We start from the raw sequence: 20230 nt of genomic DNA, 5'->3' as shown, positions 1-20230 counted from the left end.
AGCAGTCAGAAACCTAAGTGGCGCTATCGAGTTCGACGCGAACCTCTTTCGCCAGCTCCTCGGGTCCGTAGGGTTTCATGAGAAGCTTGGTGTCGCTCCACGCCTCGAGGTCCCGCATCGCCGCGGGCGTCGAATGCCCGGTCGTGAACAGCACCTTGACCCGTGGACGCCGCTCGCGCGCTTGGCTCGCCAATTGGGGGCCGTTGAGTTTTCCGGGCAGCACAATATCGGTGAACAGCAGGTCAATCCCCGGCTCATCCTCCAATACGGTGAGCGCCTCCTCCGCATCCGCGGCCTCCCGGGTTCGATAACCCAGATCCCGCAACAGATTGACCGCGACCCGACGCACCGCATCGTCGTCCTCGGCCACGAGGATGGTTTCCACGCCCCGAGCCACTGGGGCGGCGGCGCGACCGGGCGCCGCCTGCTCGGAAGGGGCGTCCTTCGCCCGTGGGAGAAAGAGCTGTATCGCTGTGCCCTTGCCGACTTCGCTGTCGATCGCGACGTCGCCTCCAGACTGCGTGACGATACCGTAAACCATGCTAAGGCCGAGGCCCGTGCCCGAACCGGGGGGTTTGGTGGAGAAGAAAGGTTCGAAGCATTGCTCGACGATTTCCTTGGTCATGCCGGTGCCGGTATCGCTGACCCTGATTTCGACGTAGTCGGTATCTCGCGGCAATGATTCGGCCCCGTTGGAGCCGGTGCGACGGTCCACATTCGCGACCGATACGCTGAGCGTGCCGCCGTCCGGCATCGCGTCCCGGGCATTCAGAGCCAGATTCAGCAGGCAGTTCTCGAGCATGCCGCGGTCGACCAAGACGGGCCACAATAGATCGCCACAGGACAGTTCGATGTGGACCGCTTCCCCCAGCGTCCGCAGCAACGTCGCGATCGTCCCCTGTATTGTATCGCGGAGATCGACCAGTGTCGGTTTCAATGGCTGCTGCCGGGAAAAAGTCAGCAGGCTACGCGTCAGATCGGCGCCAAGTGCCGTGGCCGCTCCAATGGTTTCGCTGATTTCGCCGGCCCGTTCATTGCCTTCGATCTCTTTCTCGAGCAAGGCGAGGTTACCGCAGATCACGAACAGCAGATTGTTGAAATCGTGCGCTATGCCGCCGGTGAGCTTGCCGACTGCTTCCATTTTCTGGACGTGCCTCAACTCCTCTTCACGGGCCTTCAGATCCGTAATGTCGAGCGAAACGGTGACGATGTGGCGCAGCGCGCCGTCCTCGCTTTTGATCGGGATCTTGGTGGTCAGCCAACTCCGCTCACGACCGCCTGCGTCGGTGACATTGCGTTCATATTGCGGCGAAGGATGACCCGACTCGCGAACAGCACGATCGCGTTCAGAAACGGAGCTCGCGAGTTCTTCAGCAACGAGTTCGTCCAGCGTGCAGCCGACGGCGTCATCCGAATCGATGGCCCAACTCGTCGCCACGTACCGATTCATGAAGACATAGCGAAACTGCGAATCCTTAACGCTTATCGCAACCGGCACAACATCGAGGATAGCGCGCAGCAACTCGCGGCTTTCGGTCAAGGCCATTTCTGCCGCTTTTGCCTCGCTGATGTCGTGAACCAGGCCATAGAATCCCCGAACGTTTCCGCCATCATCGAAATCAGGCATGTAGTTGACCTCGGCGTACCGTCCCTGCGCGGTCAGATATTCGTAGTGCACCTTCTCGCCCGACAATGCTCGATCGATGTGTGGCCGAATTTTCTTGTAGTTGTCCTTCCCGACAACCTCGCTTACGTGCCGGCCAAGGCATTCCTCGCCGGAAACACCGAACCATTCCTTATAGGCGGCATTGTTGAAGCGATATTTGCGATCGCGGTCGACGTAGGCGATCTGCGAGGGGAAGGCATCGGTGATGGCGCGGATACGTTTTTCGCTTTCGCGCAAGGCATGTTCAGTCGAGCGATGCTCCTCGATCTCGACCTGAAGTGCCGCATTGGCCGCCGATAACTCTCGCGTTCGCTCCTCGACGCGACGTTCGAGTTCGCGCTTGGCCTCTTGCAGAGATTCCTCGGCTTTCCTGCGCTCGGTGACATCGAGAAACGTCGATTGGATGGCCGTCCCGCCGTCCCATTCAACGACCGTAGCGACGCTTTCCAGCCACACGCTGGATCCGTCCTTGCGCAGATATTCAGCGGTGTAGCGGGTGGGTGCCTCCCGGTTCAAGAGGCGCGCTTTCCGGTAACCCGCAAGGCGCTTCCGTTCATGGGGGGCGATGTGTCGCTCGATATCTTCGATCGCGGTCAACTCGTCTATCCGGTCGTAGCCGAAGATATCGACGCTCGCTTGATTCGCGAACACGGGCTTCCAGTCCTGATGGACGACAATGCCCTGAATCGATCCCTCGATAAGAGCGCGGAATTTCTCCTCGCTGCGGCGTAAGGCTTCCTCGATAAGTTTTTGCTCGGTCACATCCTGTATCGTTCCGGCATGAGCGATCGGACGGCCGTTTTCGTCGCGCACCGCTTCGCCGATTTCGTGAACATGGCGGACCTCGCCATCGGGGCGAATAATGCGATATCCGATTTCGTAGTCGCGCCCCTCGTCATCCGCCTCCTTGAATGCCTTGCGAACGCGATCGCGGTCCTCCGGGTGCACGATTTCCTCCATCTGCTTTGCCAGATGGCTTTTTATTCGATCTGGTGAGACGCCATGGATTCGCGCGTATTCCTCGGAGCAGGAAACCAGCTCATCGGTCTCGATGGACCAGTACCAATGGCCGATCTTGGCCATGCGCTGTGCCTCGGCCAAATCGGCTTGGCTCTTTCGCAGCGTCTCCTCGGTTCGCTTGCTCTTGGAGATGTCCTGGACGATCCCGATCGTGCGGATCAGTGTCCCGTCGGCGTCGAATACGGGCTCGCCACGTTCTCGAACATGACGATATTCGGCGCTGTTGGCCCGGTATCGGTATTCTACCTCGTATGGTTGGCGGCTTGTCCTCGCTTCCGAAACGACTCGTTCGTATTGGTCGCGATCGTCAGGATGAAGAACGGAGAACACATCGCCGATGGTACGGAATCGGTCAAGGCACTCCTCGACTGCCATGCCATCCAAATGGGCCAGTTCTTCCGAACAATAAGCACACTTGTCCTCAATTTCGTCCCAAACCCAATGGCCCAGATCGGCCATCTGAGCCGCCTGCCGCAGCAAGGTTTCGCTCTGCTGCAATTCCTCGACGGCACGCCGCTGCTCGGTAATGTCGCGCGCCGTCCCTCGGTAACCGACGAACTCGCCTTCATCGTCGAACACCGGTGTCGCACTCAGGCTAAGGACTCCGATGTCTCCCGTACCGTCTTTCCATCCGACGTCAAATTCCTCGAACCGTTCGCACTGCTCAATTTCGATTGGCGGTGCCGGCCGGTCCGCCGAATCAGACGATCGGCTGCGAAAGGTATCCCACATTTTCTTGCCGACAAGTTCGGATGGGTCTTCTCCGCCGATTTTCGAGATGTCATCCGAAACATAGGTGAATCGGGAATCGGAATCGGTCTCCCACAGCCAGTGGGACGAAGCATCGGCGAAATCCCTGAATCGACGCTCGCTCTCCCGAAGCGCTCGTTCCGTCCTCATTTGGCCGGTCACGTCCTGGACGTAGCCGACCGATCGCACCAGCACCCCCCGATCGTCGAGCACCGGCTCGGCTACCCGGCGCACGTCGATGCAGGTTCCATCCGGACGCAACAGGCGATAATCGATCTTGAAGCCCACCTTCTGCTCGCGGAGCTTCGTCACCGCCTGCCGATATTTCTCACGATCGCGGGGATGAACGGCCTCGATATTCTCAGGCGTGTGAGCGAGATTCCGGAGGCACGCATCGACCCCATAACCGTGCAATCGAGCCAGCTCCTCGGAGCAATAAACGCACCGATCGTCGACCTCGTCCCATTCCCAATGTCCGAGTCCCGCCAAGCGTTCCGATTTCTTGTACATCGCCTCGGTCTTGCGAAGTGCCTCCTCTTGTCGCTTTTGGTGCGAGACATCGGTGGCGACCGAACCGAGCGCGGAAATTTCTCCGGCATCGTTCAGAATGGGAAATTCGGTCGCCAGAAAGGTTTGCGCCGCGCCATCGATCTTGGCTTCGACTTCTTCCGTCAGGACCTCGCCCGTATCCAGGACATTGCCATCTTGGGCGGCAAGTTGATCGGCAACATCGGCGGGAAACAGGTCGTGTGGGGTCAGTCCCCGAATTTCATCGGAGGTACGGCCGTACAGCTTCTCGGCGAAGCGATTGATCAATACATAGCGGCCCTCCAGGTCCTTGATCCCCATCTCACACGGCATGTTGTCGAGGAATGCCTGCAGCCGTGCCTGGCTGGCGTGCAATGCGTCCCGGGTCCGCCGTGTTTCGGTATGATCGGGCAGCACGATGAAAAAGCCGTGGGCGGACCCGCCGGCGGAGCCATGCGGAATATAGTGTGCCTTGATTTTCTCGCGGCCGCCGTTGGTCGGCAGCTCGTGCTGGAATTCGACAGCCTCGCCGGCGAGAGCCGATCGGATGCCGGACTCGATTTCGGAATAGGCGTCCGGACCGACGATATCCGCCATGGGACATTCTACCGGAGGCTCGCCGTTCAATTGGTAGAGCGCGGCAAAGGGTTCGTTGTAGAAACGGCATCGCCGGTCTCGGTCGCCATAGGCGACCGCCAGCGGCAAAGATTTGGCGAATGCCTGAACCTGCTCGCACACATCCATGCCATCGCCCTGCGGACCCGAACACCCCACTGCCGAACTCGCCGCTTGGGTCTCCGCGGCCGACCGCGCCGCATCGCACAGCGCCAGGTTTTCCTGCTCCAATTCGGATACGCGAAGCCACAACCTCTCGATTTCGGATTGTCCATCTGCCCGCTTCCGCATGGGCCGACCCCCTGGTTCGAGTTTCCGACATTGCAAGCGGTACGCGGCGCATTCGAGGCATCGAACACACTCAGGCCTATGATCGAATGCGCCCGATCCGCACCGCCCACCGCTTTTCCCGCGGCACCGATTATCGGCGCCCCGGTGGCACGTTTGACGAGGTATATGAGAGCATACCATGAACGGTATCGGAAGTCGGGTCGGCCGCCCAATTCTTGCGTGTTTAGCGACATGAGGGATCCGCTTTAGGCTGTCTTCGCTGCCGCCCGCGATGCTATAATCCCCGTGACCAACCAAAATCGAACGGCGATAGAGATTCGATGGGGCGGTCGGCATACACCTGAAGGAAAGAGCCATCCAAAAGCCACCACGAAGGGCGGGATGGTGGGGGTGTGAGAAAGTGAGAAGCTCGATCATTGCATGCTCGATCGAGGGCAAGCTGGAAAACGGTTTGGACGCCGGTTCGCGCTTGTTCCGCGGCGGTCAAACAGTCGGAGCGTTTTGCGCCGCGTCCAGGTTGGCAAACGGGCGGGGTCATCGATGAAGATCTTGCTCGCCGATGACCATCTTATGGTGGCCGAAGCGCTGGGCTCCTACCTGACGCAGCTTCGACCGGGAATCGAAATGCTGCGCGGTACGAGTTTCGGCGAGGCCCTGAAGTTGGTGTCCGGCACCGCTTCGATCGATCTGGTTATTCTCGATCTTCACATGCCCGGAATGGACGGAACGAGCGGATTGCGCAAGATGTGCGCGGCGTTCCCCGACATTCCAGTCGTCATCATTTCTGGGAATGCGGATGGGCGTCAGATGCGCGACGCCTTGGATAGCGGCGCGGCGGGATTCATTCCCAAGAACTTGAGCGGCAAGGCGATGCTATCGGCGCTCGAGCTCATTCTCGCGGGCGAGCCATATATCCCCGAAGCCGCGCTTTCCGCAAGCAACATGTCGGCGGTCGACGATCAGAGAGTGGGACTCACCACCGACAGTCCCCTCAACGACCTGACCGCACGCGAGTTCGAAGTGCTGGTGCAACTCGTCCGAGGGCTGGCCAACAAGGAGATCGCCCGTGCGCTCGGATCGAGCGATGTCACGGTCGCCTTTCATCTCAAGAACGTGTACCGAAAACTGGATGTCTCCCGGCGGACCCAAGCCGTCCGCAAGGCGTTGGGCTGGGGCCTACAAATCTAGGCCGGGGCTTGAACATGGCTTTCCAGGCCAGGTTTACTACCCGTTCGGGTAGGTTGCGGGACCGATCGGAGCCGCACTATTCTCGGCCTCGGTAACTAATCCCTTGTTGCCACCACTCGACGACAACCAGGGCGGCCGCGTTGACCCACAACGCGGCCGCTTTGCGTAGAGGGAGCGACATGAGTGGTTGCGCAGCCACGCGCATTGGCGAGATCTAATACTGGTCCGATTTCTCGGTCACTTCCTGGTACCATAATTTCCGTGTGCCGACCTTCGCGCGCACCTTCCACTTCAATGATTTGGGCGCGCTCTCGATCAAGTTCAGCAGGTCGTCGATCCGTGCCCTGATGATCTTGCCCTCGTCCTCGGTGATCGCGGGAAATTCCGGTATGTAATCGGGTACGCGCCGGAGATTGGTGGTGAACGTGTAGTAGAAGCCCCAGTCCTTGGACATGATATCGACAACATAATCGGCATCGATATGCTTGTTGCTGTCGGCCGCGCTGCCGAGCGGATGCTCGAGCATCAGGACCAGCGTATCCTTGAAATCCTTGAGGTTGATCTCGACGATCTGCATCTTCTCGAGCAACAGATCGGTGGTCGAGATTGTCGGCGTGTCGATGCCAAGGCGACCGCGGAACGGCACGCAGTGGCAGAAGTATAACTCGTCGGCAAAGACGTCGACATTGAGCTTGGTTTCGGGATGCAGGTAGATGTGGCGAGAGCCCTCGGAGGCGACGTATACGCCTTCGTCGGGCTGATAGCCCTGGCTGATCATGAATTGGCGGATATCATTGTTTTGCCGCTTCATGGCGCCGAAATCGACATCGGTCAGCACCCGCGCCATGTCATCGAAAAGATGTAGATTCTTGGGGCATTGCAGGCGGTAAGCGATCGACCCCAGGATGCGCAGCTGAATGCCGCGCTCCTCCGCATCACGAACGAGACGCAGCGCCTCGTCGACGAATTCCAGGTGAAGATTTTTGTCCGTCATTAGACCTTCCATCGCCGGCACCACTCTCGACAAAAAAGTCGGGAAGGCCGAGATACTATCTCGAACCTTCCCGGGGAGATACCCAGACTCGTCTTATTCGATGGGGATTTCCTTGAACGCGAGGGTTACGTCTACGCCCTGCGATTTGCGAATCGCCTTCATGATGAAATAGAAGGCAAATCCGATCACGAATATTCCGGCGACGATCGCCAGCTGCTGCGGATCGTGCCCGGCGGCGACCGGATCGGACCACAGCGTCCAAAAATAGAACTGACAGGCGATAAAGCCGAGGGTGCATGCCACCGTCATCATCGGCAGTCCAAGGATATTCCGCTTTGCGATCGGTGATTTCTCGTAGATCTGAGGCCGCATGTAGGGGAAGAAGATCCCCGCCCCGAGCACCACGCTCCAGGCCAGCACCGCCGCCTCGATCAGGATCACGATGGCCGAGAAAAACGACGAGAACACGAACAGCGCCATGAAGATGATGTTGAGGCACATGGTGAATACGATGGCGACGATCGGCGTGTGCCGGGTCGGCGATATCTTGCCCCACGGCGCCGGCGCCACGCGGTCGAAGGACCAGGCAACGATGGCGCGCACGCCAAAGGTGTGCATGCCGGGGATCCACATCCACATCCAGAACATGAAGCCGATGGAAACCAGGATGCAGATCAGCGGTGAACCGGTGAGCACGCCCGCCAACAAGGTGATCGTCGGATCGGTCTGGACACCGACGCCTTCAAGCAAATTGAACGCGGCGGTTCCCAGGAACTCGTAGCCGAACACCGAGTTGCACAACGAAATCGTGATCAGCCAGATGACCACCGCGCCGAAGACGGCGCCCAGCATGCCATAGGTCTGCGATCGCTCAACGGACTTGATCTCGCCGCCGATGGCGATCGAAAACGCGGCGCCGACCAGCGGCAGGAACGGCCAGTTCGAGACCAGCCAGGTTTGCACCCAGTCGGTTTCGCCATCCCAGCTCCACCCGTTTTCCCGCCCCGACGCGATGACCGCCTGATAGGGGTTTTCAACGCCCAGGATCGGTCCCATGAGTTCGTTGAAGTTGACGATGAATTCCGCGTTTGAACCACTGAGCAGAACAACGATCAGCAGCAAAGAACCGAGCAGCGCCGTGGTGAAGACAATCTTCTGGGTCATCAGGTAGAACTTCATGCCGGCGGACAGGATGATCCCCGACAGGATCAAGATGGCCGAGCCGATCAAGAACATTGGCCACGGTTCGATGACCCACGCGCCGGCGGCGACGAAACCGTCGCTCCCAGTCAAATAGCCGACGAGCGTGAGCGCGGGCGACAGACCCAGCAACACGATCCAATAGGCGGCGATGGCGCAATAGAAGAGCCATGCGGTGATTTCCACCAAGCTCATGGTAAGGGCCAGCGACGGCGGCAGGATGCGCGAGCCGAAGACATAGATGCCGCCCGAACGCGGCAGGGTTACGGTCCAAGTTATGAACCCGAAGGCGATAAGCGCCATGCACACGCCGGCCAACAGGCACGCCCACAGAAGGTTCCCACCCGGGTAATAGGCCGGGCCGTAGAACATGATGCTGGCGACGCCGAGGCCAACACTTACGAGCCCAAGGTTGTAGATAAAGGTATCCAGGCCTCCCGCAGTTCGTATTAGGCCGGAAGCCTTGCGGAGAAAGATTCTCTGTTCACCGCCAGAATCCGTAATACTCATCGAACGTCTCCCTTTGCTCTGGGCGGGTGCGTTCCCAATCTAGCCTTGGGTGAGTTGAACGCTGCGGACTTCGCCGCCCTGCAATGTGGTTAGAACACCCTGAAGAATTCCCTCGGGGTAGACACTGCCGGGATTAACGCAGACCGTATTCCCGATCTTGATATTGCCGCGGCCTTCGTGGATGTGGCCGTGAAGGCCAAGCAAGGGCTGATGCTGTTTGATTGTCTCGGTCAGTGTCGAGCTGCCGGCGTGCATGCTGACCGGATTGCCCATATCGAAAACGACCTGCAGGTTGTCATCAAGCTTCGGGCATTGGTCGAGGACCGTGCCGTGGGGCGGCACATGCACGTTGAAAATGCAACCGGCCATATCCTTGACCTGGGGAATCAGCTCCTCGAACTTTGCCTGGTATTCTTCCTCGGTGAACTCGCGCTCGGTGTCCCAGGGCGTCTTGGTCGATCCGCCGCAATGCAGCATCTCGTAACGGTGCAGCTCGGTGACCTCCATTTCATGATATTGAACGTGCGGCGAGTCGTTGAGAACCTCGTCGATCTCGAAAAAATCATCGTTGCCCGGCGCCGTGATCAGCGGAATATCGGTATCCGCCAAAAGCTGACCGGCATAATCGCACCACTCTCGGACGCGGTCGCAGACGAGATTCTTGAACAACTCGTCCTGGGCGTCCGGATCGGATTTGAGCGCCTGGAATTCCGCTTCCGTCATGATCTGCGGATAGAACCCCTTGTTGCCGTTGCTCTTGATGAAATCGTCAACCTCTTCCTGGCCGTTGAGCGTGATCGTCGAGCCGGTCTGAAAAGCCAGATACGAGCGATCCGCCTGCTCGCAAACCGGGATCACCGCCTTGCCGGTGAGGTCACCGCCCATCACCAAGACGTTGGCGCCATAAAACTTGGCGCCATTTACGAATTTCTTGAAACAGACATTGGATCCGTGAAGGTCGGAAGCGAAGAAGATCACAACCTTGTCGCCGGTTTCGGTTTTCTTCTTCTTCCAGAACATGGTGCGGTCCCGCCTCAGTACTTTGTGAGGTAGTTGTCGATTTCCCAATCGGAGACATGGTTGTGGTAGTCCCACCACTCCGCGGTCTTTAGATCGACAAAGGAATCATACAAATCGTCGCCCATGACTTGCCGGCTCATCGGGTCGGCGGCGAAGGCCTGGACAGAGTGGAGCAGGGTTGCCGGCAGCAACTTGACGCCGCGCTTGGCAAGCTCCCGGTCGCTCAACTCGTACATGTTGACATCGATCGGATCCCCCGGATCCAATGCGTTCTCGATGCCATCGAGGCCGGCCGCCAGCATCATTGCCGCGCCCTGGTATGGATTGACGCAAGGATCGACGGCACGGCATTCCCAGCGCGCCGCCGATAGATAGGTGGACGAATTGGGCGATGCCTTGCCTTCAACCTGGGGACGCAGCTTGGGCACGCGAAGCATATGGGTCCGGTTGTTGCCGCCGTAGGAGATGAATACCGGCGCCCAGGTGTAGCCGGTCATCGACCCGGTCTTGATCAGGCGTTTGTAGGAATTCACCGTCGGGCAGGTGACCGCGACGATCGCTTCGGCATGCTTCTTGATGCCGCCGAGGAATTGGTAGGCGATTTTCGAGAGCCCACAACCCCTTGGGTCCTTGGCGTCACCGCTGATATTGCGGCCGGTCTTGGTGCTCGACAGCGACATGTTGAAATGAGCCCCGCTGCCGGTGCGATTGGCGTACGGCTTGGGCATGAAGGTCGCCTCCCAGCCATACTTGCGGGCGATCTCCTTCATCATCAGGCGCCACAGCACGAACCGGTCGGCCATGGTCATCACGTCGGCATAGGCGAAATCGAACTCGAACTGGCCGTTGGCGTCTTCGTGGTCGAACGAATGGACCTCCCAGCCGAGCGCATTCATGGCGCTCACGCATTCGTTGAGAAAGTCGTAATTCTCAAGCGTGAGCTGGACGTCGTAGGCGGCCTTGGCAATATCGTCGAAGGGGTTGTTGGGCTCGATCTCGCGGCCGTTTCGGCGCACGATATAGACCTCGCATTCAATACCGAGATTGAATTGCAAGCCGAGCGCCGCGGCGCGGTCGATCTGACGCTGCAACACCGTACGCGAACACATCGGCCACGGCTCGTCGTGGTATTTGAGGAACCCCGGCGCCCACGCCACTTCCGGTCGCCACGGCAATTGGACGACTGCGCCCGGGTCCGGGTGAACCGCGAGTTCGTCGTCGTGGGGTCCCTGGCCGAGGCCGTCGAGGGCGGCGCCGGTGAACAGCTCCGAACCGCGCATCATGCGGTCGAAATGATCGATCGGAACCGCTTTCCCCTTGGCCACGCCGTGGGCGTCGACATAGGACGAAAAACAGTATTTGACGCCAGATTTCTCGAGGCTGTCGCGAGTCGGCGTCGTCGCCTTGCGGGTGGCTGTTTTGTGCCGGCTCGATTTCGCTCTTGGCGCCATATTGTGTCCTCTTTGCCGCTATGCACGCAGACGACGGTTGTTTCTTTTGCTCGCCCGTCGCGGCATCGCAAATTCCAAATTGCGGAAAGGATAACCTCGCCTCCCCCTGTCGCTCCGATCGATCCCGCCCGAAGTCGGGCGACCGGTTGCCTAGCGTCCGCGCCGGATCCAATGCCGACATGGAACCATTCTTATTCGCATTCAGGCATTCTGCCCTAAATTAATTAATCGGTCAATTAGTGCCATGGATCGAGAACCCCCGACGCTGCCTGTGACCCCGATACGCGAGGGTGGGATTACCCCGTCGAAGCAGAGGGCGACGGCGCCTTCGATCGGTTGCCGATGTCGTATTCGTAGCCGAGGATGCTCCACACCTGCTGGCGCAGATAATCAACGACCGTTTCCAGATCCAAATCGGGCAATATGACCGAGCGCACCATGACCCCATCCAAATAGGTCGAAATGAACAACGCCAGTTGCTCGGCATCGACGGGCCGGAATCGTCCTTCCGCGATACCCTGACGAATGCAATTCGACAGCATGCGGGATTCCTCCTCGTAGAACTGGCGAATCGATCGGTCGATCGAAGCGATCCGGTCACGGGTACCGGAATAGTCGAGACTGACTTTGACCAGCTTGTGGATCGGTTCGAAGAGTTGGACATGGTTGTTGAGCCAGTCGTCGATGATCTCGGCCGGATTTTCATGCCGCTCGCGAAGTTTGCGGAAGTTCTCAAACGCTTGGTCGACCGCGTTTTCTATGACCGCGCGAAACAGATCGTCCTTGCTTTCGAAGTAGTAGTAGATCAGCGCCGTATTGACGCCCGTCGCCCGCGCGATGTCCTTGATCGTGACGGATGCAAAGTTTCGCTCGGCGAACAAGTCGAGTGCGGCGGCCTTCAATTGAGCCTCGCGGCCGAGCGGTGGCATGCGATGAACCTCGCCGTCGGGACGGCCCTTGGTCCGCGGTCGGGGACGACCTGATTTTTTGATGCGGGGGGTCAATTAATCGGGCTCCTCACCTGGGCGATTCGATGCGACTGTTGCGGGCCAATCCGCCGTTCCCGCATGTTCGCTCAATTGATCCTGCCTGGTGCCACCTTATCGAAAATAGCCGAAGGTGCCTTGATGTCCACATTTTCCCATAACGCGCCGTTCGTCGACACTCTAACTCGATCGTTATCGGTTCCGACATCGGCTCCATCCGTCCGCGTCGACCAATCCGCCCTGCGCGCGGCCCTTGCACCGCGGATTTGCTTTCGATCATAATTGATTAATCGATTAATTGATAGCAGGGAGGGACAGCGTGGCCGAAACCAGCGCCTTGATGGAAGACGCCAATCGCGAAGCCTGGACCCGGCTCTGCGCGGCGGATCCGGTTCTGACCGATGTCAGGCCGGCGATCGATGTCCTGCCCGGAATGACCAAAACGACGGTGCTGACCTCGGGCCCACCGATGCCGTGGCCCGACTATGACGGCGGGCAACGCGAAGCGATCATCGGCGGCGCCCTATTCGAAGGCTTGGCCGCCGACCGGGACGGGGCGATACGACGACTGGACGATGGTGATATCGTCGTCGGCGGGTGCCATGATTATAGCGCCGTCGGATCGCTCGCCGGCATCTATACGGCATCGATGCCGGTCTTCGTCGTCACCAATGCGGCGCACGGCAATAGCGGCTTCTGCAACATGTACGAAGGCACAAACCCGCGTCGCTTGAATTATGGCGTTTACGACGACGGCGTGCGCGAGCGGCTGTTGTTCGTCAACGACGTCGTCGCGCGGATCGTCGGCGACGCGATCCGGCGGGCCGGTGGAATTCCGCTGAAGCCGATTATGAAACGCGCGCTCCATATGGGCGACGAGTTGCACAGCCGGAGCACGGCCGCCGCGCTGATTTTCTTCCGCGAGATCGTACCCTTCATGATCGACATCGCCGACCGCCAGCGCGAACAGGTGCAGCAGACGATCGCCGCCCTGACCGAAGACCACTATTTCTTCCTGCGCCTCTCGATGGCGGCGGCGAAAGCGACCGCAGACGCCGCCCGCGGCGTCGACGGCTCGTCGATGGTCACGGCCATGGCCTTCAATTGCCGAAATTTCGCGATTCGCGTGAGTGGTCTCGGGGACACCTGGTTCATCGGTCCACATGCCGAGGTCCAAGCCAAGCTCTTCGACGGCCACAGCGAAGACGAGATCACCTGGATGGGGGGCGAAAGCACGATTACCGAAACCATCGGTCTCGGCGGTTTCGCGCAAGCAGCGGCGTTTCCGCTGCAGCGCTATCAAGGCGGATCGGCCGAGGCGATGATCGAGCGCAATCGGGAACTCTACGAAATCACGCTGGGCGAGAACCCCGACTACCAGATCCCCGCCCTGGGCTATCGGGGCACGCCGACCGGCATCGATATCTTCCGCGTCATCGAGACCGGCATCCTCCCCGCCATGGACATCGGTGTCGCCGGCCGCGACGGCGGTCAGATCGGCGCCGGCGTGGTGCGCGCCTCGATGCCGTGCTTCACCGCGGCCAAGGCCGCCTATATTGCCAAATACGGGGCCGTCTAGGAGCAAATCGTTGGTCGCCATCGCCGCCGTCCGGGCGTACCTTTGACCCGTTTCGGTGCGAACATGTTCGCCCCGGCGCACGGCAATTTGGCTGGATTGGGCTGGTGTTCGGTAGCAAGAAAAGAACGTTGCTTCAATCGTTGTGGTCGGCGGAAATTCTGCCGCCCGAAGGCGTCACCGGGGCGCCGGTCGGCATCATGTTTTTCCAGGCACAGCGCGCCTTCGGGGATTTTTTCGAGGCCGGGCGCATTCTGGGAGGCGACGACCGCCATTTCATCGCCGGCGCCTATACCATCGAGGACTACCGGCTCACCGGCGACATGACCGTCACCCACTACGCCGGCGACCCGGAGCCGACCTGGGGCCAAGCTCAAGACGTGGAATTCGCGGTCTCGGCGACGCTCGACGCCAATGTCGACCGGGACGTTTTTATGATCGTCGCGACGCCTCGGATTGACGCCGCCCAGCCCATGCGCCTGCGCCTGACCCGTCGGATCAAGCTCGAATAGCCGGATAATTCGGCCAACGTTATCGCCACTGCGCCGGGAACGGATCGTTGTTGCCATCCCACACGCGGGGCGAGCGAGCGGTGTCCAATTGGTAATCGGTCTGGCGGATATCGAAAAGGCGCGCACCCAGGGCGCGCGCCGATTCGAGCGGGTCGCCCGGATCGTCGCCGACCTCGGACCGCGAATTGCCGATCCCAACCACGATACCGACGAAATCATGGTGGAGGTAACGGCACATCTCGCTCATCTGCGTGGTGATCCCGAGGCGGGCGGCGAAATTGCTCTCCTCGGCGCTGAGCAGGAGCGCCGCGCGCTTTCCCGGAATCGCTGCCGCGACCCGTTCGGCATCCGGATAGGAGGCCGCGACATAGCAGAACGTGCGATCGAGAAACGCCTTGAGCTGCGCGGATATGCCGTACCACCAGATCGGCGTGGCGTAGACGACGGTATCGGCGGTCAGGAAAAGATCGAGGAATATCCGCCGGTGACCGTCCTCGATGCTACATTGGCCGTCGGCAGTTCTGCATTTGCGGCAATCGCGGAGCATCTCCCGTTGATGATCGACGAGACGGACCAAATGGACCTCGTGGCCCGCTTCCAGGGCGCCGTCGCGCGTCGCCTCGGCGAGACGCTGCGAATTGCCCTCGACGCGCGGCGTCGAACTCAGGATCAGTACGCGCTTGCGGCCGTCGTCGCTCGACCAATCGGGGATCTTGTCGCTCATAGATTCCGTAACCTCCATCCGTGACCGGGCCGGTCTGTCCTCCGACCGCCGCCCTTGGCATTGATCTAATTAATCGATCAATCAATATTATGGTAGGGGCCGGTTGTGGCCGGTCATTTGAGTACGATCGTCAGCCCGGTGCAGTCGATCCGGAATTCGGGACACCACCGCGTACATGAAAGAGGAAGTGAGCCATGGCCGATCGATTTCCCATCCACGATGAAAGCAACGCGCCGGACGCCGCGCTCGAACAACTGACCGCGACGCGCGAGGAGTTCGGCATGATTCCCAATCTGGAGGGAACCATGGCGCTGGCCCCGCCCCTTCTCAAAGGCTATGGCGCGCTGTGGGACCTGTTCGACGAAACGTCGTTTTCGCCGGTCGAGCGGCAGGTCGTCTATCAGACCGCCAACTTCGAAAACGAGTGCGATTATTGTGTCCCGTGGCACACCCTGCTTTCCAGGCAGGCCAAGATGGATCCCGAAGACGTCGCCGCGCTGCGCGCCGGCGGCCGGCTTGGCGATCCGAAGCTGGAGGCCCTCCGCGTGTACAGCCAGGCGGTGATTCGGACCAAGGGCAAGATCGCCGAGAGCGATTTGGCGGCGTTCTTCGACGCCGGCTGGGAACCGCAACAGGCGCTCGAAGTGGTGTTGGGAATCGCGACCAAGGTGCTCAGCAATTACACCAACTCGATCGCGGGCACGCCGCTCGACGCCGAGGTGCAGAAACTGGTGTGGCACAAGCCGACCATCAAACCGCGGACCGAGGATTGACTGAAACCATTCCGCGAGCGCATGACGTCTATGACCGCCTCGGACTAGATCCGCAATTCGCGGCGGCAGGCGTCACGGATCGCCGCCCTCGTCGACAAATTTGACGTCATCGCCGAGAACATCCGCGACCATCTTGTGCAGCAGGCGAATGTCGGGGACGACGATACGACCCCGCTCCCGACGGATCACGCCGTTCCGGGCCAGGCTGGACAGCTCGCGGGTGACCGCCTCGCGGTGGGTGCTGACCCGGCTCGCGATATCGGCGTGGGTCGGCGCCGGGGCAACCACCGCCGCGCCCCCTTCGATATTACCCTCGAGCGCCAGTCGGAGGAGTTCGGCATGAATCCGGTTTCGAACCGCCAACGTGCTGAATTCGAACACGCGTTCGGTCAGCGAGCGGATGTTCGCGGTCAAGTGCCGAAGGATGGCCGCGGTAAACTCCGGATGTTCGGCGGCGAGTTGCCAGAACTGCCGTGACGTGATCGACGCCAAGTGCGATTCGATGACCGCGACAACCGATGCCGACCGGGGTTGATCATCGATCGCGGACAGCTCGCCAAATATGCTGCCGGCGGGGAGGTCGCGAAAAATGACCTCCTTGCCCTCCTCCGAATAGATGACGACCCGGACCGTTCCACCAACGATAAAGAAGACGTCCGTCGTCCCATCGGACTCGCCGACGACGATCTCGCCGGCGCCGTAGGTCCGCCAAGCGCATGACCGGGCAACCACATCCCTTACGTTTTGCGGCAACGCCTCCAGGCACCTGATACCGTCAAGATTGTTGCTCACCGTGCTCATGGCCAATCATGTCGTAACGGTTTCGAACTCCCTCCGTTCACCATAGCACAACGAGCACCCTGGTGCCGGATAGCGACCGCGTGTGATGCGGCCGTGCTCGATTCCTAGCCGTTCGGCGGGACCGATTCCATGAGCGTATCGATGAAGGCTTCGGAGGCCGGAGTCAGTGCGCTATTCGACCGTGTCAGGATGTGAAGTGGGCGGCGCACATCGGCGTATCGCAACGGCAGAAAGCACGCCTTGTCGGTGTCCAGCGGCACGGCAAGACGGGGCAGAACGGTGATCCCGACACCCGCCGCGACGAGAGCCAAGATCGACGTCGTATTGCGCACCATCAGTCGCGATCGGCCCAGGACCGCCTGAAATTCCGGGGCCTCGATCAACGCACAGATGCCATTCGCGATCAAAGAATGTCCATCGAGGTCGGCCCAGGAGAGCGGTCGATCCAGGTTGGTCAGCGGATGGCCGACCGGGCACACGACGCCGAAGGCGTCGATCATCAGCGGCGAGACGTTCAATCCGACCTGGCGCCCCGGGACCGTCGCAATGCCAATGTCGACCCGGCCCTGGTCGACGAAACGGCGCACGGTCCGCGAGTCCATGTCCCGGATATCGACCTCGATGCCGGGCCAGCGGGCGAGATAAGTCTGAAGCGCAAGCGGTAGGACAAGCGTCGCGAAGGACGGCACGCAGGCCACCGAAATTTGGCCCATTTCGTTGCGCGCGTAGCTCTCTATCGACCGGACGGTCTGGGTAAACTGTTCGACCTCGCGCCGCGCTTGATCGAGCACATAGGCGCCGAGACCGGTCAGGCGTGACTTGCGGTCGCCTTCGAATAGCGGCCGTCCGAGATGTTCCTCCAATCGCTTCAAAGTCATCGAGACCGCCGACGGCGTGCGCCCGAGCCGGTCGGCGGCGTCGGTTATGTTGCCGGCCTCGGCGACGGTGACGAAGGTGCGCAACGCTTCGACCCTGACAACCATGACTTCACCGCTATTTCAGAAATATTGAAATATGATCAAATAATTTCAGTTTGTCAAAAACCGCGGCCATGGCCACGATGGCCGCGGTGACAGCGCGCAAGATACCGAGTGAGGTCGGGTGTCGAACATTTTCAGGAACTATATCGCCGGCGATTGGGCCGGGTCCGACGGCGCGATCGAGAATCGCAGCCCGTCCGATCGGTCAGATGTCATCGGCCATTACGCCCAGGCGACCGGCGAACAGCTCGAGCACGCGCTCGCCGCTGCGCGCGAGGCGCAGGCGACCTGGGCCAAGAGCGGCCTGGAGAATCGCTACGCCGCGCTCATGGCGATCGGCGAGGAGCTCAAGGGCCGCCGCGCCGAACTTGGCGAGCTGCTGTCGCGAGAGGAAGGCAAGCCGCGCGCCGAGGGCGTTGGAGAGGTATTTCGGGCGGGGCAGTTCTTCACCTATTTCGCCGCCGAGGTGCTGCGGCAAATCGGCGATACGGCCGATTCGGTACGTGACGGCATCGAGATTGACGTTCGCCGCGAACCCGTCGGCGTCGTCGCCATCATCTCGCCGTGGAATTTCCCGGTCGCCACCGCGGCATGGAAAATCGCGCCGGCCCTCGCCTTCGGCAACGCGGTCGCGTGGAAGCCCGCGAACCTGACCCCCGCCTCGGCCTGGGCGTTGAGCGAGATCATCTCGCGCCAGGGCCTGCCGGACGGACTTTTCAATCTGGTCATGGGGTCCGGCCGGGAGATCGGCCAGCGCCTGATCGAGAGCCCCTTGATCGACGCCATCTCGTTTACCGGTTCGGTCGCTGTCGGCCGCGGTATCGCGGCCTCCGCGATCGCCAACATGACCAAGGTGCAACTCGAGATGGGCTCCAAGAACCCGCTGGTGGTGATGGACGACGCCGACATCGATATCGCCGTGCAGTGCGCCGCCAACGGCGCCTATGGCGGGACCGGCCAGAAATGCACCGCATCGTCGAGACTGATCGTACACGAAACAGTGCATGACGCCTTCGTCGAGAAGCTGGCGGCGGCGGTCCGCGCGCTCCGGGTCGGCCACGCGCTGGCCGAGGGCACGCAGATCGGGCCGGTGGTCAGCGCGGAGCAGCTCGAAGCGAACCTCGGATACGTGCGGCTCGCGATCGACGAGGGCGCCGAGCATATTCTCGGCGGCGAGCGGCTCGAGTTCGAGAGCGACGGCTACTACATGGCGCCGGCCCTGTTCGCCGGCACCCGCAATGACCAGCGCGTCAATCGGGAGGAGATGTTTGCGCCGATCGCCTGCGTCATCAAGGTCGGTGCCTACGAAGAGGCGCTGGCCGCCGCCAACGATACCAGCTTCGGGTTGACCTCCGGCATCGTCACCTCATCGCTGGCGCGGGCCAGCCATTTCCGGCGCAACTCGAAGACCGGCTGCGTCATGGTCAATCTGCCGACGGCGGGAACCGACTACCACGTCCCCTTCGGCGGGCGCGGTGATTCGAGCTTCGGTCCGCGAGAACAGGGCCGCTACGCGGCCGAATTCTACACCACCGTCAAGACGTCCTATGTCAGTGCGGGTGTGCCGGCATGACGGCGTCCGACACATCACCCGACCGCCCGATCGTCATCGACGGCCTGCAATACTGTAATTGGTCGGAGACGATCTTTCGGCAAATGCGCGAGGGCGGCGTCGATGCCGTCCACGTCACGATCAGCTATCACGAATTGTTTCGCGAAACGGTAACCAATATCGAATCGTGGAACCGGTTGTTCGAGCGGCACCCCGACCTGATCATGCCGGGGCGCTGGGCGAGCGATGTTCACGAAGCGCGACGGAGCGGCCGCACGGCGATCTTTTTTGGCTTCCAGAATTGCAGCTCGATCGAGGACGATATCGGCCTGATCGAGATCGTGCACGCTCTCGGTGCGCGCTTTATGCAGCTCAGCTACAACAACCAATCCTTGCTGGCGACCGGCTGCTACGAAGTCGAGGACCCGGGAATCACGCGCATGGGGCGCGAGGCGATCAAAGAGATGAATCGCGTCGGGCTGGTCGTCGACATGTCGCATTCGGCCGAGCGCTCGACCCTCGAGGCGATCGAGATCTCGGAGCGCCCGATCGCGATCACCCATGCCAATCCGGCGTTCTGGCACCCGGCCCGGCGCAATAAATCGGACGCGATTCTGAAGGCGCTGTCGGCGTCGGGCGGAATGCTCGGCCTCTCGCTCTATCCCCACCACCTGAAAGGCGCCACCGATTGCACGCTTGAAGAATTCTGCGAAATGGCCGCGCGAACCGCCGAGATTGTCGGTGTCGACCAGCTCGGCATCGGCTCCGACCTGTGCCAGGGCCATCCCGACAGCGTGGTCGAATGGATGCGCACGGGCCGCTGGACCAAGGACATCGATTATGGCGAAGGATCCAAGGCCAACGCCGGATTTCCGCCCCAACCGGAATGGTTCCGGGACAATCGCGACTTTTCCAACATCGCGCGCGGATTGCGCGACACCGGCTTTTCCGAACAAGAGGCCGCGAAGGTCCTGGGAGAAAATTGGCTGACGTTCTTCGACCGCAACTTCGTTCCGAAAGAAAAGCTGGCCGCAGAGTCGAACGCCTGACCGTCACGTGTGACGTCACGCGGGCAATACTCGAAAGGGAGACT

General features: G+C 60.7%; 15 protein-coding genes. 6 read left to right on the top strand and 9 right to left on the bottom strand.

Annotated elements, in window-relative coordinates; translation table 11 throughout:
* Positions 1-13: 13 nt before the first annotated feature.
* Positions 14-4870 (bottom strand): PAS domain S-box protein, encoded by a 4857-nt coding sequence (locus GY791_09210; GenBank protein MCP4328598.1) that lies wholly within the window; start codon positions 4868-4870, stop codon positions 14-16.
* Positions 4871-5410: 540 nt separating this feature from the next.
* Between GY791_09210 and GY791_09205 the strand changes: the two genes are divergently transcribed.
* Positions 5411-6058 carry a response regulator transcription factor gene (locus tag GY791_09205; GenBank protein ID MCP4328597.1) on the top strand — a complete coding sequence of 216 codons (648 nt, stop codon included), beginning with the start codon at positions 5411-5413 and terminating at the stop codon, positions 6056-6058.
* A 214-nt stretch (positions 6059-6272) separates the two neighbouring features.
* Here the strand turns inward: GY791_09205 and GY791_09200 are convergent, their stop codons facing one another.
* The 5 genes from GY791_09200 to GY791_09180 form a co-directional block, all read right to left on the bottom strand.
* A complete protein-coding gene (locus GY791_09200) occupies positions 6273-7052 on the bottom strand; it encodes a hypothetical protein (GenBank protein MCP4328596.1) in 780 nt (259 codons plus the stop codon).
* A 93-nt stretch (positions 7053-7145) separates the two neighbouring features.
* Positions 7146-8762 (bottom strand): APC family permease, encoded by a 1617-nt coding sequence (locus GY791_09195; GenBank protein MCP4328595.1) that lies wholly within the window; start codon positions 8760-8762, stop codon positions 7146-7148.
* A gap of 39 nt (positions 8763-8801) precedes the next feature.
* Positions 8802-9782, bottom strand: a complete 981-nt coding sequence (locus GY791_09190) for a hypothetical protein (GenBank protein MCP4328594.1) — start codon at positions 9780-9782, stop codon at positions 8802-8804.
* 14 nt (positions 9783-9796) lie between these two features.
* Positions 9797-11233 carry a type III glutamate--ammonia ligase gene (gene glnT, locus GY791_09185; GenBank protein ID MCP4328593.1) on the bottom strand — a complete coding sequence of 479 codons (1437 nt, stop codon included), beginning with the start codon at positions 11231-11233 and terminating at the stop codon, positions 9797-9799.
* Between the two features lie 296 nt (positions 11234-11529).
* Positions 11530-12162, bottom strand: a complete 633-nt coding sequence (locus tag GY791_09180; GenBank protein MCP4328592.1) for a TetR/AcrR family transcriptional regulator — start codon at positions 12160-12162, stop codon at positions 11530-11532.
* Positions 12163-12559: 397 nt separating this feature from the next.
* On the opposite strand from GY791_09180, the gene GY791_09175 reads away from it, so the two are divergent.
* On the top strand, positions 12560-13798 hold the full coding sequence (locus tag GY791_09175; protein ID MCP4328591.1) for a DUF1116 domain-containing protein: 1239 nt from the start codon (positions 12560-12562) through the stop codon (positions 13796-13798).
* Between the two features lie 104 nt (positions 13799-13902).
* Positions 13903-14307, top strand: coding sequence for a hypothetical protein (locus GY791_09170; GenBank protein MCP4328590.1), 405 nt, complete (start codon positions 13903-13905; stop codon positions 14305-14307).
* Between the two features lie 19 nt (positions 14308-14326).
* Here the strand turns inward: GY791_09170 and GY791_09165 are convergent, their stop codons facing one another.
* Positions 14327-15031: a flavodoxin family protein gene (locus GY791_09165; protein MCP4328589.1), complete on the bottom strand. Its 705-nt coding sequence runs from the start codon at positions 15029-15031 to the stop codon at positions 14327-14329.
* A 194-nt stretch (positions 15032-15225) separates the two neighbouring features.
* Between GY791_09165 and GY791_09160 the strand changes: the two genes are divergently transcribed.
* Positions 15226-15804 (top strand): carboxymuconolactone decarboxylase family protein, encoded by a 579-nt coding sequence (locus GY791_09160; protein ID MCP4328588.1) that lies wholly within the window; start codon positions 15226-15228, stop codon positions 15802-15804.
* Between the two features lie 72 nt (positions 15805-15876).
* Here GY791_09160 and GY791_09155 read toward each other — a convergent pair whose 3' ends face one another.
* Together GY791_09155 and GY791_09150 are read right to left on the bottom strand one after the other, a co-directional pair.
* A complete protein-coding gene (locus tag GY791_09155) occupies positions 15877-16605 on the bottom strand; it encodes a Crp/Fnr family transcriptional regulator (protein ID MCP4328587.1) in 729 nt (242 codons plus the stop codon).
* 104 nt (positions 16606-16709) lie between these two features.
* Entirely contained in the window at positions 16710-17588 is an 879-nt protein-coding gene (locus tag GY791_09150) for a LysR family transcriptional regulator (GenBank protein ID MCP4328586.1), read from the bottom strand.
* A 118-nt stretch (positions 17589-17706) separates the two neighbouring features.
* Between GY791_09150 and GY791_09145 the strand changes: the two genes are divergently transcribed.
* Together GY791_09145 and GY791_09140 are read left to right on the top strand one after the other, a co-directional pair.
* Entirely contained in the window at positions 17707-19158 is a 1452-nt protein-coding gene (locus GY791_09145; protein MCP4328585.1) for an aldehyde dehydrogenase family protein, read from the top strand.
* Positions 19155-20186, top strand: coding sequence for a membrane dipeptidase (locus GY791_09140; GenBank protein MCP4328584.1), 1032 nt, complete (start codon positions 19155-19157; stop codon positions 20184-20186). The genes GY791_09145 and GY791_09140 overlap by 4 nt, the downstream gene beginning before the upstream one ends.
* The last annotated feature ends 44 nt before the right edge of the window (positions 20187-20230 follow it).

Source organism: Alphaproteobacteria bacterium (genome assembly GCA_024244705.1).
Lineage (GTDB): Bacteria > Pseudomonadota > Alphaproteobacteria > JAAEOK01 > JAAEOK01 > JAAEOK01.
The sequence above is the reverse complement of the archived record's forward strand: the minus strand, read 5'-3'. Positions and strand labels throughout refer to the sequence as shown.